13 protein-coding genes are annotated in these 16,663 nt (G+C 62.1%); 8 read left to right on the top strand and 5 right to left on the bottom strand.

Annotated features, from left to right (window positions below):
* Positions 1–44 precede the first annotated feature (44 nt).
* The 7 genes from ERD78_RS09255 (at position 45) to ERD78_RS09225 (ending at position 9,540) form a co-directional block, all read left to right on the top strand.
* On the top strand, positions 45–674 hold the full coding sequence (locus ERD78_RS09255) for a PqiC family protein (RefSeq protein ID WP_129968968.1): 630 nt from the start codon (positions 45–47) through the stop codon (positions 672–674).
* Between the two features lie 124 nt (positions 675–798).
* Positions 799–4,608: a trifunctional transcriptional regulator/proline dehydrogenase/L-glutamate gamma-semialdehyde dehydrogenase gene (gene putA, locus ERD78_RS09250; protein ID WP_129968967.1), complete on the top strand. Its 3,810-nt coding sequence runs from the start codon at positions 799–801 to the stop codon at positions 4,606–4,608.
* A gap of 132 nt (positions 4,609–4,740) precedes the next feature.
* Positions 4,741–5,904 (top strand): branched-chain amino acid ABC transporter substrate-binding protein, encoded by a 1,164-nt coding sequence (locus tag ERD78_RS09245; protein ID WP_129968966.1) that lies wholly within the window; start codon positions 4,741–4,743, stop codon positions 5,902–5,904.
* Between the two features lie 54 nt (positions 5,905–5,958).
* Positions 5,959–6,891 carry a branched-chain amino acid ABC transporter permease gene (locus ERD78_RS09240; RefSeq protein ID WP_129968965.1) on the top strand — a complete coding sequence of 311 codons (933 nt, stop codon included), beginning with the start codon at positions 5,959–5,961 and terminating at the stop codon, positions 6,889–6,891.
* Complete coding sequence (locus ERD78_RS09235; protein ID WP_129968964.1) at positions 6,888–7,976, top strand: ABC transporter permease subunit; 1,089 nt, start codon at positions 6,888–6,890, stop codon at positions 7,974–7,976. The genes ERD78_RS09240 and ERD78_RS09235 overlap by 4 nt, the downstream gene beginning before the upstream one ends.
* On the top strand, positions 7,973–8,809 hold the full coding sequence (locus ERD78_RS09230) for an ABC transporter ATP-binding protein (RefSeq protein ID WP_371734575.1): 837 nt from the start codon (positions 7,973–7,975) through the stop codon (positions 8,807–8,809). Before ERD78_RS09235 ends, ERD78_RS09230 begins: the two co-directional genes overlap by 4 nt.
* Positions 8,806–9,540: an ABC transporter ATP-binding protein gene (locus tag ERD78_RS09225; RefSeq protein ID WP_129968963.1), complete on the top strand. Its 735-nt coding sequence runs from the start codon at positions 8,806–8,808 to the stop codon at positions 9,538–9,540. Before ERD78_RS09230 ends, ERD78_RS09225 begins: the two co-directional genes overlap by 4 nt.
* Positions 9,541–9,566: 26 nt before the next feature.
* Here ERD78_RS09225 and dut read toward each other — a convergent pair whose 3' ends face one another.
* The 5 genes from dut to ERD78_RS09200 all read right to left on the bottom strand — a co-directional run bounded on the left by dut (position 9,567) and on the right by ERD78_RS09200 (position 15,750).
* Positions 9,567–10,016: a dUTP diphosphatase gene (gene dut / locus ERD78_RS09220; RefSeq protein ID WP_129968962.1), complete on the bottom strand. Its 450-nt coding sequence runs from the start codon at positions 10,014–10,016 to the stop codon at positions 9,567–9,569.
* A 93-nt stretch (positions 10,017–10,109) separates the two neighbouring features.
* A complete protein-coding gene (gene coaBC / locus ERD78_RS09215; protein ID WP_129968961.1) occupies positions 10,110–11,327 on the bottom strand; it encodes a bifunctional phosphopantothenoylcysteine decarboxylase/phosphopantothenate--cysteine ligase CoaBC in 1,218 nt (405 codons plus the stop codon).
* A 38-nt stretch (positions 11,328–11,365) separates the two neighbouring features.
* The gene (gene lspA, locus ERD78_RS09210) at positions 11,366–11,857 is read right to left on the bottom strand and encodes a signal peptidase II (RefSeq protein WP_167668899.1); all 492 of its coding nucleotides are present in this window, start codon (positions 11,855–11,857) and stop codon (positions 11,366–11,368) included.
* A 100-nt stretch (positions 11,858–11,957) separates the two neighbouring features.
* Positions 11,958–14,795 (bottom strand): isoleucine--tRNA ligase, encoded by a 2,838-nt coding sequence (ileS, locus tag ERD78_RS09205; RefSeq protein ID WP_129968959.1) that lies wholly within the window; start codon positions 14,793–14,795, stop codon positions 11,958–11,960.
* Positions 14,785–15,750 (bottom strand): bifunctional riboflavin kinase/FAD synthetase, encoded by a 966-nt coding sequence (locus ERD78_RS09200; RefSeq protein WP_129968958.1) that lies wholly within the window; start codon positions 15,748–15,750, stop codon positions 14,785–14,787. The genes ileS and ERD78_RS09200 overlap by 11 nt, the downstream gene beginning before the upstream one ends.
* A gap of 47 nt (positions 15,751–15,797) precedes the next feature.
* Between ERD78_RS09200 and purN the strand changes: the two genes are divergently transcribed.
* Positions 15,798–16,484: a phosphoribosylglycinamide formyltransferase gene (gene purN / locus ERD78_RS09195; RefSeq protein WP_129968957.1), complete on the top strand. Its 687-nt coding sequence runs from the start codon at positions 15,798–15,800 to the stop codon at positions 16,482–16,484.
* Positions 16,485–16,663 lie beyond the last annotated feature (179 nt).

Here is a 16,663-nt window from a genome sequence, read left to right as displayed (position 1 = left end):
CGACCGCTTCCGGGCGTAGCCGGAAAGTTCACGGAGCAATCTGGATGAATGCGATCAAAACCCTGGTACTGGTGGCAAGCAGTTGTGTGCTGGCTGCCTGCGCCTCGTCGCCGCCCAGCCACTACTACACACTGATAAGCCCCGCCGCCGTGCGGCAGGACGCGCCATCTTCCGGCGAACCTGGTTATGCCATGCGCATGCAGGCGGTGACCGTGCCTGAGCAGGTTGCGCGCCAGCAGATCATGCTGACCGAGGCCGACTCCACCCAGGTTACGCCACTCAATACCTACCTCTGGGCGTCGCCGTTGCCTGATGAGATACGCAGGGCACTGGCTGACGACCTGGTGCGCCGCCTCGGGGTCCTGCAGTTGCCCGACGGACAGGCTGTGCCGGAAAGGCTTTCTTTGTGGAACGTGGCTGTCAATGTGCAGCGGTTTGAGTCCCTATACGGCCAGCGGGCCGTCCTGCAGGCTACATGGCAGTTGACACCGTCGAACCTCAAGCGCAAGCCGGTGTTTTGCCGGGCGACCCTGATGGTCGATGTCGGAGACGGCATTGGCGCGCTGGTCGAGGGGCATAGGCAGGCGTTATGGCAGCTGTCGGGCTTGATTGCCGAGGGAATGCGGGGCGGGAGCCCGCCCTCGGGTAAGCACGCCGCGGCCCAATGCGCCTGATACGTTTTCCGTGACCGGTTATACCTTTTCCATGTTTCAATCAGGTTCGGGTTAACCTGAATGTATAAAAAGGTATAACTCCTTTAGTATTTCGCATTTCCATGCAGGGGATTCGGAGTACGGTATGGCCACCACCACTTTGGGCGTCAAAGTCGACGATACATTGCGCGAGCGCCTTCGGCTGGCAGCATCGCGGCTCGGATGCACGCCGCACTGGCTGCACAAACAAGCCTTGTTTGCCTATATAGACGCCATAGAGCGCGGCCAGATTCCAGCCGAAATCGCCCGTTTCGACAACAGCGCCGAAGAGGGGGCCGAATTGCCCCGCACGCCAGAGGCCGCGCCGCCGTTTTATGAGTTCGCTCAGGATGTGCAGCCCCAATCGGTGCTGCGCGCGGCCATTACGGCCGCCTATAGGCGACCTGAAGCCGAGTGTCTTCCCATACTCATCGATCAGGCCCGCACGACGCGACCCGCCGATGTGCAGGCGCTGGCCCACCGACTGGTGTCCACCATGCGCGGCAGGCGCAAGAGTGGCGGCGTGGAAAACCTGATCCAGGAGTTCTCCCTGTCCAGCCAGGAAGGGGTCGCCCTGATGTGCTTGGCCGAGGCGTTGCTGCGCATTCCGGACCGTGCCACACGCGATGCCTTGATACGCGACAAGATCAGCCGCGGCGACTGGCGTTCGCATATGGGCGAGTCTTCTTCTCTTTTCGTCAATGCGGCGGCGTGGGGGCTCATGGTTACGGGCCGGCTGGTCAGCGTGAACAGTGAGCAGTCGCTTTCCCGCGCGCTGACGCGCATGATAGGAAAGGGCGGCGAGCCGCTTATCCGCAAGGGTGTCAACCTGGCCATGCGGATGATGGGCGAGCAGTTCGTCTGCGGGCAAACCATTTCGTCGGCGCTGGCAAACAGCCGCAAGCATGAGGAAAAAGGCTTTCGCTATTCATATGACATGCTGGGCGAGGCGGCCACCACGGCGGCCGACGCCGATCGCTACTATGCGTCGTATGAGCAATCCATTCATGCCATTGGAAAGGCCGCGCAGGGACGGGGCATATACGAGGGGCCGGGCATCTCCATCAAGCTTTCGGCGCTGCATCCACGCTACGCCCGCAGCCAGCGCGACCGCGTCATGGCCGAGCTTCTGCCGCGTCTGCGGGCGCTGGCGCATCTGGCGCACCGTTATGACATCGGATTGAATATCGACGCCGAAGAGGCCGACCGGCTCGAACTGTCGCTGGACCTGCTGGAAGCGTTGTGCTTCGATCCGGAACTTGAGGGGTGGAATGGCATCGGATTCGTGGTGCAGGCCTATCAGAAGCGCGCGCCGTTCGTGCTCGACTACCTGATCGACCTCGCCGCGCGCAGCAAGCACCGCCTCATGGTGCGCTTGGTCAAGGGCGCGTACTGGGATACGGAAATCAAGCGCGCCCAGGTCGATGGCCTGGAGGGGTATCCGGTTTTCACTCGCAAGATCCATACCGACGTGTCCTATCTCGCTTGCGCACGCAAGCTGCTGGCCGCGCCGCAGGCGGTGTTCCCGCAATTTGCAACCCATAACGCGCATACATTGTCCGCCATCTACTACATGGCAGGACAGAACTATTATCCGGGGCAGTACGAGTTCCAATGCCTGCATGGCATGGGCGAATCGCTCTACGAACACGTCACCGGTCCGGTGGCGCAGGGTGGACTCAACCGGCCGTGCCGCATCTACGCACCCGTGGGCACCCATGAGACCCTGCTTGCCTATCTGGTGCGCAGACTGCTCGAGAACGGTGCCAATACCTCCTTTGTCAATCAGATTGGCGACGAGGACATTCCCGTGGATACGCTGATCGCCGATCCGGTGCAGGCGGCCGAGCGCATCGTCCCCCTGGGCGCGCCTCATGACAAGATTCCCTTGCCGCGCGATCTTTACGCGGCCTCCGAAGGGCGCGACAACTCCGCCGGCATAGACCTCAGCAACGAGCACCGGCTGGGATCGCTGGCACCCGCGCTGCTCAGCGGTGCAAGCCATGCCTGGCGCGCAATGCCGCGCCTGGCGGGCCGGGAAGAGGTCTGGGACGAGTCCCAGGCGAAGCCCGTTGTCAATCCGGCTGATCATCGCGATATTGTCGGCCACGTCATTGAAGCCAATGAGGACGATGTGCGCGACGCGCTGGCTGCCGCTCGTCACGCCGCGCCCATTTGGGCGGCGACACCGGTCAGCGACCGTGCAGCGTGCCTGCGGCGCACCGCGCAGATTCTCGAGGGCGATATGCAGATGCTGCTGGGGCTTATCGTGCGGGAGGCGGGCAAGTCGCTGCCCAACGCCATTGCCGAAGTGCGCGAGGCCGTTGATTTCCTGCGCTATTACGCGGGCCGAATCGAACGCGACTTTTCCAACGATACCCATCGCCCGCTGGGGCCAGTGCTTTGCATCAGTCCCTGGAATTTTCCGCTGGCCATTTTTACCGGCCAGGTATCGGCCGCGCTTGCGGCAGGCAATACCGTTCTGGCCAAGCCGGCGGAACAGACCACCCTCATCGCGGCGGCGGCCGTGGCGGCCATGCACCGCGCCGGGATTCCCAACGATGCCGTCCAACTGCTGCCGGGCAAGGGAGAGACAGTCGGAGCGGCGCTGGTCGCCAGTCCGGCGGTGCGCGGTGTGCTGTTCACGGGTTCCACCGAGGTGGCGCATCTTATCTCGCGCCAGCTGGCCGACCGGCTCGACGACGCCGGACATCCCATCCCGCTGATCGCCGAGACGGGCGGATTGAATGCAATGATTGTCGATTCGTCCGCGCTGGCCGAACAGGTGGTGGGCGATGTGTTGGCATCGGCCTTCGATTCGGCCGGCCAGCGTTGCTCGGCGCTGCGGCTGCTGTGCGTCCAGGAGGATTGTGCCGATCATCTTATGGCCATGCTGCGCGGCGCCATGCAGGAGCTGCGTGTCGGCAATCCGGACAGGCTGGGTACTGATGTCGGGCCTGTGATCGATGCCCAGGCCTGCGCGGCTATCCAGGGGCATATTCAGGCAATGCGCGAGGCGGGGCATAGGGTAGACCAGGTGAGTCTCGACCTCGAATGCCGCCACGGCGCTTTTGTGCCCCCCACGCTTATCGAGATCAAGAAGGCCGGCGACCTCAAGAAGGAGGTATTCGGCCCCGTGCTGCATGTGATGCGCTACCGGCGCAGCGACCTCGATCGCCTGGTGGACGCCATCAATGCGTCGGGCTATGGGCTGACTTTTGGCGTGCACACCCGCCTCGATGAAACCATGGCACGCGTGTCCGAGCGGATTCATGCGGGCAATATCTACGTCAACCGTAATATCGTGGGTGCCGTGGTCGGCGTGCAGCCTTTTGGCGGCGAAGGATTGTCGGGGACGGGCCCCAAGGCGGGCGGCCCGCTGTATATGCTGCGCATGTTGAGCCGTCAGCCTGCGGGCATGCCTGGATGCCTGGCGTCGGGTATGCCGGAAAAGCCCGTGACGCTCTCCGGACCGACAGGAGAAAGCAATCTGTACAACGTCGCGCCACGCGGCATTGTCCTATGCATCCCCGCCACCCGCGCGGGCGCGCAGGCGCAGTACGATGCCTGCCGCCTGACCGGCAATCGAGCAGCCTTGATGCGCGGCAAAGCCGCGGATGAATTTTTTGAGAGGCTGGATGCGGATGCGCGCGCGCGCATTGATCTTGTGGATGATGCGTATGTCGGCCAAGGCGATTACCAAGGCGTGCTGTTCGAGGGAGACGGCGATGCGCTGCGTGAATTGAATCGCGCGGTTGCGGCACGTCCCGGCGCGATCATTTCCGTTCAAGGTCTGAGCAGCGACGACCTGGCCATCGGCATGGTATACCGCCCCGAACGATTGCTCAGAGAGATATCCATCAGCATCAACACAACGGCGGCCGGCGGCAATGCCAGCCTCATGATGATAGGCTGAGCGCGCCACTGGAGAGCAAGACAGTTTCTGCTTCCGGCGCCTGTACACGGCGCCGGAAAGCTTCCCGGGTTGGGTCGGCACACACAATGCGCCGATGCAGCCATATTTTCATAATCACCAACGGAGATCACTATGCAATCCACCACTGGAGTCAAGTTGCTGGCGGCCGCTGCGGCGCTTGCCGCGGGCCTGGCAGCCATGCCGGGCTACGCCGCCGACACCGAAACAGTCAAGCTTGGCTTTGCAGCACCGCTTACCGGCCCGCAGTCGCATTACGGCGAGGATATGAAGAACGGCCTGCTCCTGGCTTTGGAGGAAGCCAACAAGCAGAACATCCAACTGGATGGGAAGACCGCGAAGTTCGAGCTTGTTTCCCGGGACGATCAAGCCGATCCCCGTACTGCCGTACAGGTTGCCCAGCAGATTGTCGATGAGGACGTGCAGGGCGTGCTTGGCCATTTCAACTCGGGCACGACTATTCCCGCATCCCGCGTCTACAACGATGCGGGCCTGCCGCAGATCGCCATGGCTACGTCACCGGAATACACGCAGCAAGGCTACGACACCACTTTTCGCATGATGACCAGCGACACGCAGCAAGGCGCGGCGGACGGGGAGTTCATCGTCAAGGACCTGGGTGCCAAGAAGGTTGCACTCATTGACGACCGCACCGCCTACGGCCAGGGCTTGGCCGATCAGGTGGCCGCCGCCGTCAAGGCCAACGGAGGCGAGGTCGTTGCGCGCGAGTACACCAATGACAAGGCCAACGACTTCACGGCGATTCTCACCAATATCAAGGAGAAGCAGCCCGACGTCATCTTCTTTGGCGGTCTGGATGCGCAATCGGGTCCCATGCGTCGCCAGATGGTCCGCCTGGGCATCAAGGCGCCGCTGATGTCCGGCGAAATGACACGCAGCGAAACGTTTATCAAGCTGGCTGGCGATGCTGCCAATGGCACTTATGCCTCGCTGGCGGGCGTGCCGCTCAAGCAAATGGCGGCTGGCGAGAAGTTCGCTGCTGACTATAAGGCGCGCTTCAACAAAGATCCTGGCGTCTACGCGCCTTATGCCTACGATGGCGCATGGAATATGATTACCGCCATGAAGGAAGCGGGGTCTTCCGATCCTGAAAAGTATCTGCCCAAGCTTGCCTCGCTGCAGCGCGCGGGCGCCACCAGCAAGAATATTGCCTACGATGAAAATGGCGACCTGAAGGAGATCGCCGTCACCATCTATGAAGTGAAAGATGGCAAGTGGGAAATGGTGAAGACCATGGTCAGCAAAGCAAGCCAATAAGCCGTCCCCTCCACGGGCCGGCCGCCGGCCGGCCCAAGCAGAGAGATCCAAGGCATGGACATACTCATACAACAACTCATAAATGGCATCACGGTCGGCAGCGTCTATGCGCTGGTGGCACTGGGCTACACCATGGTATATGGCATCATAGGCCTGATCAACTTCGCGCATGGCGACGTTGTGATGGTCGGGGCCATGCTGGCAACGACGGTTGTCCTGGCCATGGTAGGCAGCGACCCCGGCGGTTCGTCCGCCTGGTTTACCGTGATTGTGTCGCTGCTGGCGGCGATCCCGGCATGCATGGTGGTAGGCTGGATAGCGGAGCGCTACGCTTATCGCCCCTTGCTGCGCGCCCCGCGATTGGCTGCCCTTATCACCGCGATCGGTGTCTCCTTTATTATCCAGAATCTTGCAATGATGATCTGGGGCCGCAACTATCTCAGCTTCCCCCACATCATTGAACCCATCATCTATCAGTTGGGCGGCGCGCGCATCAGCCAACTGCAGATCATCATCATCCTCGGCGCCACAATCATCATGGCGGGCCTTCTTATGGTCGTGCATCGCACGCGGCTGGGCACGGCCATGCGGGCTACCGCTCAGAACCGCGAAGTGGCGGGGCTCATGGGCGTCAACATACACACCGTTATTTCCGCCGCCTTTCTCATCGGCTCGGCGCTGGCCGCTGTGGCCGGTGTCATGGTCACGACCTACTACGGCGTGGCCCAGTACACCATGGGCTTCATGCTGGGACTGAAGGCTTTCACGGCCGCGGTGCTTGGCGGCATCGGCAACCTGGGCGGCGCCATGCTGGGCGGGCTGCTGCTGGGAATCATCGAGTCGCTCGGAGCCGGCTACATTGGCGACCTGACCAATGGCGTGTTCGGCAGCAACTACCAGGATGTTTTTTCCTTCATTGTGCTGATTCTGGTGCTAGTGTTCCGGCCTTCGGGATTGCTGGGTGAAAGAGTGGGGGACCGCGCATGAATCCGAACACGACCACACGCAACGGCGTACCCACCCGGGTCTGGCTGAGCGTGGCCATACTCGGCGTGGTTCTTGCCGTGCTGCCTTTCCTGTTGGGCATGGCGGGACAAAGCTGGATACGCACGCTGAATTTCGCTCTCATCTACGTCATGCTGGCCCTGGGCCTGAATATTGTCGTGGGGTTCGCGGGCTTGCTCGACCTGGGCTACATCGCCTTCTATGCCGTGGGTGCCTATACCTGGGCGCTGCTGGCTTCCCCACACTTCGGACTGCACCTGCCATTCTGGGCCATTCTTCCCATAGGCGTCGTGCTGGCGGCATTTTTTGGGGCAGTGCTCGGAGCGCCCACGCTCAAGCTGCGCGGCGATTATCTGGCCATCGTCACGCTGGGCTTTGGTGAAATCGTGCGCATCTTCATGAACAATCTGGATGCGCCCATCAACATCACGAATGGCCCGCAAGGCATCAACCGCGTCGACACTTTTGCCGTAGGCGATTTTCTTTTTGGCAAGTCGCAGCATTTGTTCGGCATGCGCATCACGGGACCGGAAAAATACTATTACCTGCTGCTGGTGTTCACGCTTCTCATCGTGTTGATCTGCGTGCGTCTGCAGAACTCGCGAATTGGGCGCGCCTGGGAGGCTGTGCGGGAAGACGAGGTGGCTGCCAAGGCGATGGGCATCAATACGCGCAACATCAAACTGCTGGCTTTTTCCATGGGGGCCAGCTTTGGCGGTATTTCCGGCGCCATGTTTGCGTCCATGCAGGGCTTTGTCAGCCCCGAAAGTTTCAGCCTGACGGAGTCCATCTCCGTCCTGTGCATGGTCGTGCTGGGAGGGATGGGCAACATTCCGGGCGTCATTCTGGGCGCACTTATTCTGTCTGTCTTTCCGGAGATTCTGCGCGCCATCGTGGTGCCTGTACAGCAAACCATTTTTGGCGATGTCCTGCTCGATCCTGAAGGCATACGCATGCTGCTGTTCGGCTTTGCACTCGTTCTGGTGATGATTTTCCGTCCCGCCGGCTTGTGGCCCTCCGCCACGCGCAAGCGCGAACTGGCTGGCGCGCGCAAGGAGAACGCATGAAACAGGCAACACCCAATGCCATGGCGCGCTCCATGCCCGACATGCTGCTTATTGCCAACAAGCTGAGCAAGCGCTTCGGCGGCCTGCAGGCGCTGTCCGATGTCAGCTTCTCGATTTGCAAGGGCGACATCTACGGGCTTATCGGCCCCAATGGCGCCGGCAAGACGACCCTGTTCAATGTGCTGACCAGCCTCTACATTCCCGAGTCAGGCAGCTGCAATTTCATGGGGCATCAATTGACGCGGCTCAAGCCGCATGAGATTGCCATTGCGGGCATCGCGCGCACTTTTCAGAACATCCGCCTGTTCGGCAGCTTGAGCGCCATCGAGAACGTCATGATAGGCCGCCATATCCGCACGCGCGCGGGATTATGGGGTGCCATATCGCGCAATCGCGCCACGCTGCAGGAAGAGGCGGACATCCAGCAGCGTGCGCTTGATCTGCTGGCGTATGTCGGCATCGCGCATCGCGCCAATGATGTCGCCAGCGCATTGCCCTATGGCGATCAGCGGCGCCTCGAGATTGCTCGCGCGTTAGCGACCGAACCCGCACTGCTGGCTCTGGACGAGCCGGCGGCTGGCATGAATGCATCCGAGACGCTGGTTCTTCGCCGTCTCATCGAGAAGATACGTGACGACGGTATCACGGTGTTGCTGATCGAGCATGATATGAAGCTGGTCATGGGTTTGTGCGACCGGGTGCTGGTGCTGGAGTACGGCAAGGTGCTGGCCGAAGGCAAGCCGGCCGATGTGCAACGCGACCCGCGCGTCATTGAAGCCTATCTGGGCGCGGGTGCGGCCGCGCCGGTTCCCCAGAAAAAGGAGGCGACATGAACCAGAACGACATCCTGCTCGACATTCGCCAGATCGAAGTAGCCTACGGTGGCATACGGGCCGTGCGCGGTCTGGACCTTCAAGTGGGGAAAGGCGAGCTCGTCAGCCTGATCGGCGCCAACGGCGCTGGCAAGAGTACGACACTGCGTGCCATCTGCGGGCTGGTGCCGATAGCAGGGGGAGACATCCTGTACGACGGCCAGCGCATCACCGGCACGCCGTCGTATATGCTTGTGCGGCGGGGCCTGGTAATGGTGCCGGAAGGCCGTGGCATCTTCGGCCAGTTGACCATCTCCGAGAATCTGGCCATGGGAGGCTATAGCCGCAAGGACAGTGCGCAGATACGGCGCGACATGGATCATGTGTTCGAGCTGTTTCCGCGCCTGGCCGAGCGGCGCGCGCAGTCGGCCGGCACACTGTCGGGCGGTGAACAGCAAATGCTGGCCATGGGCAGGGCGATGATTTCCCGTCCGCGACTGCTGCTGCTGGACGAACCGTCCATGGGGCTTGCGCCGCTGATGGTGGAAAAGATCTTCGAGGTCGTGCGCACCATCGCGGCGGAAGGCGTCACAATTCTGCTTATCGAGCAGAATGCGCGGCTGGCGCTGGAAACCAGTCAGCGCGGCTATGTCATGGAGTCTGGGGAAATCATTCTGCAAGGACCTTCGTCTCGATTGCTGGATGATCCGAAGGTCCGGGCGGCATACTTGGGCGAGGAAGAGGCCGCTTGATAGGGTTTCGGCCCGGGGCGCGGCCGTCAGCCGCGTCCCGTGCTGCCAAAGCCGCCTTCTCCCCGCTCGCTGTCCGCAAATTCATCGACGACGTCGAACGCCACCTGCTGCACCGGCACGACAACCAACTGTGCCAGCCTCTCCATGGGATCCAGCACGAAATCCTGTTGTCCGCGGTTCCACGCGGACACCATCAAGGGCCCCTGGTAATCCGAATCGATCAGTCCCACCAGATTGCCCAGCACAATGCCGTGCTTATGACCCAGCCCCGAGCGCGGCAGAATGATGGCGGCATAGGCGGGGTCGGCGATGTGAATGGCAAGGCCGGTGGGCACGAGTTCCGTGGTACCGGGCTTGAGGGTCAACGGCGCTTCGATGCAGGCCCTCAAGTCCAGGCCGGCTGATCCCCGCGTGGCATAGGCGGGAAGGTAGTCGTTCATACGTGGGTCGAGGATTTTCAGGGCGATTTTTCTCACGATTTGCTCGGGCTTGCAGCACGCTGCATCATGTTGTTGATGGAAAATGGGACTGACTGGCCGAGGCCGGGCCGCTGGGCGCGCGGCGCGCCTTCAGTGCTGGCGCTGCGTCGCGGTGGCGGGCAGTCGGCGGGCTATCTGCCGCACGATTTCACGTGCCGCATCCAGCTTGGGTAGCGGTGGGAGCGCATCAGCCCCTTCGTCGGAAAACAGCACGATTTCCGTCGTATCGGCATGCATGGCCTGCTGGGCAAGGTTGCCCACCAGCAGGGGAACGTGCTTGCGTGCGCGTTTTGCCTGCGCCTGCTCGTGCAGTTTCTCGGTTTCCGCGGCAAAGCCCACGCACCAAGGGCCCGACGGCATGGCAGCCACCTCGGCCAGGATATCCGGATTCTGTTCGAATTGCAGGGAGGGCGCATGGCCATCGGCCTGCTTCTTGATTTTGGTCTGGCTGCTGTTGGCCACACGCCAGTCCGCCACCGCCGCCACGGCAATGAAAACATCCATATCAGCCGCGCTCCGCATGACGGCGCTATGCATGTCGCGGGCGGTTTCCACATTGACCCGTTGCACGCCATAAGGGGCGGGCAAGGCTGTTGGGCCCGAAACCAGCAGTACGTCGGCGCCCGCCTCGCGCGCCGCGCGCGCCAGCGCATAGCCCATCTTGCCCGAGGAACGATTGGTGATGACGCGCACGGGATCGATGGGCTCGCTGGTCGGGCCCGCGGTAATCAGTATGCGCCGGCCCGCAAGCACTTTGGGTTGAAAGAAAGCGATGACTTCCGCCAGCAGTTCATCCGGCTCGAGCATGCGGCCGCTGCCTGTCTCGCCGCAGGCCTGGTCGCCTTCGGCGGGGCCAAGCATGCGCACGCCATCCTGGGCCAGCTGCGTCACATTGCGCTGCGTGGCCGGATTGAGCCACATTTCCCGATTCATGGCCGGCGCAAGCAGCAACGGGCATGCGCCGCGGGCCACGCAAAGCGTGGTCAGCAGATCGTCTGCCATGCCATGCGCCACACGGGCCATGAAGTCCGTACTGGCGGGCGCCACGACGATGGCATCCGCGCCGCGGGTGAGGTTGATGTGTGCCATGCTGTTGGCCATGCGCGCATCGAAGGTATCGAGATAAACAGGGCGCCCCGATAGTGCCTGCATGGTAGTTGGTGTGATGAAACGGCTTGCGGCCTGAGTCATGACCACATCGATGGTGGCGCCTTCATCCTGGGCACGCCGCAGGAATTCAGCCGCCTTGTAGCAGGCAATGCCGCCGGTCAGTCCAAGTACTATACGTTTTTTGCTAAGCTCGGCCATGTGCAAGGTGTGGCGCCCGGCGCCGGAAGAAGAGTTGGTCAGCGGACGGATGCCGCCCGGCGTTCGCGCCGCATACGCAGCAGCTCGTCGAGTACCAGCAGAATGGCGCCGCAGGTAATGGCAACGTCGGCTATATTGAAAGCCGGAAAAAACCAGTCGTGCCAATAAAATAACAGAAAATCAACCACATGGCCGTGCAGTATCCGATCGATGACATTGCCCACAGCGCCTCCCAGCACGCAGGCCAGCGCGGCGCAGAACAGAGGCTGCCCGGTATTTCGACGGAGCAGATACAGGATGAGCACGGCGGCGCCAAGTGCTATGGCGGTGAATAGCCAGCGTTGCCAGCCCTGGCCGCCGGCCAGGAAGCTGAATGCGGCGCCCGGATTGTAGAGCAGCGTGAAATCAAAGAAAGGCAGCAGGTGCCAGCGCTCGCCGTAGACCAGATGCGAGTCGAAATAGGCCTTTGTGAGTTGATCGACGATCACCAGGACCAGCGCAAGCAACAGCCAGCCCGCGAATCGACCCATCCAGCGCGGGCTTGGTGCCTGCGCGCCGGCGTTACCGCCATGGTCGGGCAAGCCAGCGCGCGCAAGGCCCGTCGGCGCGGGCTTCCGGCCTTTGTTCGCCTCAGGCATGGCTGCGGGGCTCGCCTGTGCCGAACAGGTTTTGCACGCAGCGTCCACATAGACCTGGGTGCTGCGGATCGCTTCCCACGTCGTCGCGATGATGCCAGCACCGCTCGCATTTTGCCGCGTCCAGCGTCTGCACATCGATGCGCAGTGCGTCGCTGCAAGCATGCAGCGCCACGCGCGACACGATGAACACGAACCGCAGATCGTCGCCCAGGCTGGACAGCAGCTCGTAGTCTGCCTCGGGGGCATGAATGTCGAGGCCTGCTGCCAGCGAGGAGCCGATTTCGCCACGCGCGCGCACTTCTTCGATGCGGCGCATGGCTTGTGCACGTATTTCGCGCAGCCGGTCCCATTTCGCGATCAGCGCCTGCGCGTCGCGCTGTACGGGCAGATCGTGGTAGACCTGGGTGAAGATAGTGCCGGCATCCTGGCCGGGATGCAGGTCCTTCCAGGCTTCCTCGGCCGTGAACGACAGGATGGGCGCCATCAGCCGCAGCAGGCAATGTGTGATGTGATGAAGCGCGGTTTGTGCGGAGCGGCGCGCCACGCTTGTCTTGCCCGCTGTATACAGCCGGTCCTTCAGCACGTCCAGATAGAAGGCGCCCAGGTCTTCGGAGCAGAACACCTGCAGTCGCGCCACCGCCGGGTGAAACTCGTAGCGGGTATAGCACTCCAGCACTTCGGTCTGCATGGCATTCGTCATGGCCAGGGCGTAGCGGTCGATTTCGAACATCTCGTTCGCTGCCACGGCTTCATGGGCGGGATTGAAGTCGCTGATATTGCCCAGCAGGAACTTGAGTGTGTTGCGGATCCGGCGGTAGCCTTCCACGACGCGCTGCAGTATCTGGTCCGAGATGGAGAGTTCGCCTGAATAATCGGTGGATGCCGTCCATAGCCGCAGAATCTCCGCGCCCAGCGTGTCCGATACCTTTTGCGGCGCCACCACATTGCCCACCGACTTGCTCATTTTCTTGCCGTCGCCATCCACGACAAAGCCATGAGTGAGCAGGGCTTTGTAGGGAGGCTGCCCGTACAGCATGCAACTGGTCAGCAAAGAGGAATGGAACCAGCCGCGATGCTGATCGGAACCTTCGAGATAGAGGTCTGCCGGCCATGCGAGTTGATCCGCATGCGAGCCCTTCAGATCGTGGTCCCTGCCTCCCAGGACGGTCGCATGGGTACTGCCCGAATCGAACCAGACATCCAGCGTGTCGCGGTTCTTTTCATACTGGCTGGCTTCGTCGCCCAGTAGCTCGGCGGGATCCAGCGACTGCCATGCCTCGATGCCATGCTGCTCGACGCGTTGCGCCACCTCTTCGAGCAGTTCGGCCGTACGCGGATGCAGTTCGCCTGTTTCCTTGTGTACGAAGAACGCCATGGGTACGCCCCACTGTCTCTGCCTGGACAGCGTCCAGTCGGGGCGGTTGGCGATCATGGCATGCAGGCGCGCACGGCCCCAGGCGGGGTAAAAGGCGGTGTTATCAACACCTTCGAGCGCGGTCTCGCGTAGCGTGCGCCCACTGGTGGGCTGGCGATCCATGCCTGCGAACCACTGGCTGGTCGCGCGGTAGATGACGGGCGTTTTGTGGCGCCAGCAATGCATATAGCTGTGGGAGATTTCCTCTGTGTGAAGGAGGGCGCCGGCCTCTCTCAGCGCATCGATGATGACCGGATTGGCTTTCCAGATATTCATGCCGCCGAACAGCGGCAAGCCCGGCGCGTAATGACCATCGCCCATGACCGGGTTCAGGATGTCGCTGTCCTGCAGGCCATGAGCCTTGCACGAAACAAAATCCTCCACACCATAGGCAGGCGAGGAATGGACGACGCCGGTACCCGTATCAAGCGTCACATAATCGCCGAGATAAACAGGCGACAGGCGCCGGTAGCCTTCGTGCGCGGCGTACAGCGGGTGACGGAAGCTCAGTCCCGCGAGCGCTTCACCTTTGGCTGTGGCAATGATCTGGCCTTGAAGCTTCCATTCTTCGAGACAGGGTTCGACCCGGTCCTTCGCCAGCAGCACAAGCGGGCCGGTGCTGCGCGGCGTATCGAGTCGAACCATTGCATACTCGAACTCGGGGTGAACGTTCAGCGCCTGGTTGGCGGGTATGGTCCAGGGCGTGGTGGTCCAGATGACAATCGCGCCGTCGTCGACCCGGTCAAGTCCGAAGGCGGCTGCCACCGCCGCCTTGTCGTCGAACGCGAAAGCCGTGTGTATGGAAGGGTCCTTGCGGTCCGCATACTCGACCTCCGCTTCGGCCAGCGCCGAGCCGCAATCGAAGCACCAATTGACCGGCTTGAGGCCGCGGAACACAAAGCCCTTTTTCATGATGCGCGCCAGCACCCGAAGCTCGTCGGCCTCGTTGCTGTGATTCATGGTGAGATAAGGGTTGTCCCAGTCGGCCAGCACGCCCAGGCGCTTGAAGTCTCTGCGCTGGCGATCGATTTGCTCACGCGCATAGGAGCGCGCCTTCGATTGAACTTCGGCAACCGGAAGATGTTTGCCGTATTTCTTTTCGATCTGAATCTCGATGGGCATGCCATGGCAGTCCCAACCCGGCACATACACGGCATCAAAGCCCGCCATGTTGCGGCTCTTGACGATAATGTCCTTCAGTATCTTGTTGACCGCATGGCCGATATGAATGTCGCCGTTGGCATAGGGCGGCCCGTCGTGCAGCACGAAACGGGGCCGGCCTTTGCTTGCAGCCCGGATTGCGGCATAGACCTTATTTTCTTCCCATTCGGCGATCCAGCCGGGTTCGCGCTTGGCGAGGTTTCCCCGCATGGGGAAGGCGGTTTCTGGCAGATTGAGGGTGTTTCTATAGTCCATGGAAGGCAAAATAGTCGCGAGCGCACTGCGCATCGTGCTCGATGGCTGCGATCAGGGTAGGAAGGTCCGGAAATTTTTCTTCGTCCCGCAAGTACTCAAGGAACTCAATAGTCGCCAGTTTACCGTATGCGTCGACCTGGCAATCGAGCAAATGCACTTCGAGCATGAGCCGTCCGGCCTGTGTCACGGTGGGCCGCACGCCCAGGCTGGCTACGCCGGGCAGCGGATCGGGTCCCAGGCCGTGCGCGCGAACGACGTAAATGCCCGATCGCAGCGCGCACTGCTGGGGTGTATGAATGTTCAGCGTGGGAAAGCCGATGTCACGGCCCAGCTTCTGCCCATGCACGACATGCCCGCTGATACGGTAGCGGTGTCCCAGCAGATGCGCCGCGTGCGCCAACTGGCCCACCGCCAGCGCCGTGCGCAATTCCGAACTCGACACCCGGTGCCCGTGCGCGTCGACGACATCGGTTATGGTATCCACTTCGAAACCGTGGCGCCGGCCCTCGCTGCGCAGCAGGTCGATGTCGCCGCTGCGTTTATGGCCGTAGCGGAAATCTTCTCCGACCAGCAGCCAGCGCGTATTCAAGCCCTGCACGAGGAGTTTTTCAATGAAGTCCTGAGCGGACATGTCGGCCAGGTGCTGATTGAAGCGCATGAGCGCGATCTGACAGGCTCCGTGTTCAACCAGGCTTGTCAGCTTGTCGCGCAGACTGCTGATCTGCGTGGGTATGAGTTCGGGGCGCTGGCCACGCCTTGCGAAATAGGCGCGCGGATGCGGCTCGAAGGTCATGACCGTGGGAGCCAGGCCACGGTCGGCGGCCAGTTTGCGCACGCGCTCCAGAATAGCCTGATGGCCACGATGAACACCGTCGAAATTGCCAATGGTGACGGCGCTGGGCTGTGCGCTGTCGTATCTTGGCAGGGTGCGATAGAGAGACAGAGATTTTTTCACAGCCGAGAGTTTACAATTTTGCGTTGAATCACTCAGGATGTTTCCCCTTGGACACTATTTCTTCTTCCGGCTGCCGCTTCGTCGTGCTCATTTCGGGCCGGGGCTCCAATATGCAGGCCATCGTCAACGCGGTACACGAGGGCGGCCTGGCGGCCCAGGTGTGCGCTGTGGTGTCCAACAAGGTGGATGCCGCTGGGCTGGCATGGGCGCGAGACCAGGGCATTCCGACGGTCGCAGTCCCCCATCGCGACTACTCTTCGCGAGAAGCCTTCGATGCGGCGCTGGCCGACGCCATTGACGCATGGCAGCCGCACTATGTGCTGCTGGCTGGCTTCATGCGTGTGCTCACTCCAGTCTTCGTCGAGCGCTACAGCGGGCGCCTGATCAATATCCATCCATCCATCCTACCCGCCTTTCCAGGACTGCACACGCATCAGCAGGCGCTGGCGGGCGGGGTGCAGTGGCATGGCTGTACGGTGCACTTTGTCACGCCGGTGCTGGATCACGGCCCCATCCTGGCCCAAGGGCTGGTGCCTGTGCTGGCCGAGGATACGCCGGACGATCTGGCTGCGCGCCTGCTGCAGGTTGAGCATAGGCTATATGCTGACGTGGTGCGCTGGCTTGCCGAGGGACGCGTCGCGCTGGACGCGATGCAGCGCGTCCAGGTGCGTGGCGTCGACAGCCGCGCCTTTGTGCTGACGCCGCGAGGCGTGGCTTCGGCGCAAGAGCTATGAGCAAGATGCCAGAGCGTCGCCGCGCGCGCAGTGGACACGCGCGGAATGAGCCGGTCGGGCGCGGCCGGCGCGGGGAGGGCGGCAGGAGCGCTGGTGACAGGAGCGCATCGCCCCAGCCCGCCAGCCGTCGGGGTGCCGCCCAGGGAGGTACGGGCGCGCCGCACAATGCGGCGGCCGTG

It is taken from the genome of Allopusillimonas soli (assembly GCF_004153445.1).
In the GTDB taxonomy this organism is placed as follows: Bacteria; Pseudomonadota; Gammaproteobacteria; order Burkholderiales; family Burkholderiaceae_B; genus Allopusillimonas; species Allopusillimonas soli.
The sequence above is the reverse complement of the archived record's forward strand: the minus strand, read 5'-3'. Positions and strand labels throughout refer to the sequence as shown.

Coding starts and splice junctions, on each gene's coding strand:
- ERD78_RS09255 (WP_129968968.1), top strand. CDS start 45: ATGAATGCGATCAAAACCCTGGTACTGGTGGCAAGCAGTTGTGTGCTG.
- putA (WP_129968967.1), top strand. CDS start 799: ATGGCCACCACCACTTTGGGCGTCAAAGTCGACGATACATTGCGCGAG.
- ERD78_RS09245 (WP_129968966.1), top strand. CDS start 4,741: ATGCAATCCACCACTGGAGTCAAGTTGCTGGCGGCCGCTGCGGCGCTT.
- ERD78_RS09240 (WP_129968965.1), top strand. CDS start 5,959: ATGGACATACTCATACAACAACTCATAAATGGCATCACGGTCGGCAGC.
- ERD78_RS09235 (WP_129968964.1), top strand. CDS start 6,888: ATGAATCCGAACACGACCACACGCAACGGCGTACCCACCCGGGTCTGG.
- ERD78_RS09230 (WP_371734575.1), top strand. CDS start 7,973: ATGAAACAGGCAACACCCAATGCCATGGCGCGCTCCATGCCCGACATG.
- ERD78_RS09225 (WP_129968963.1), top strand. CDS start 8,806: ATGAACCAGAACGACATCCTGCTCGACATTCGCCAGATCGAAGTAGCC.
- coaBC (WP_129968961.1), bottom strand. CDS start 11,327: ATGGCCGAGCTTAGCAAAAAACGTATAGTACTTGGACTGACCGGCGGC.
- lspA (WP_167668899.1), bottom strand. CDS start 11,857: ATGGGTCGATTCGCGGGCTGGCTGTTGCTTGCGCTGGTCCTGGTGATC.
- ileS (WP_129968959.1), bottom strand. CDS start 14,795: ATGGACTATAGAAACACCCTCAATCTGCCAGAAACCGCCTTCCCCATG.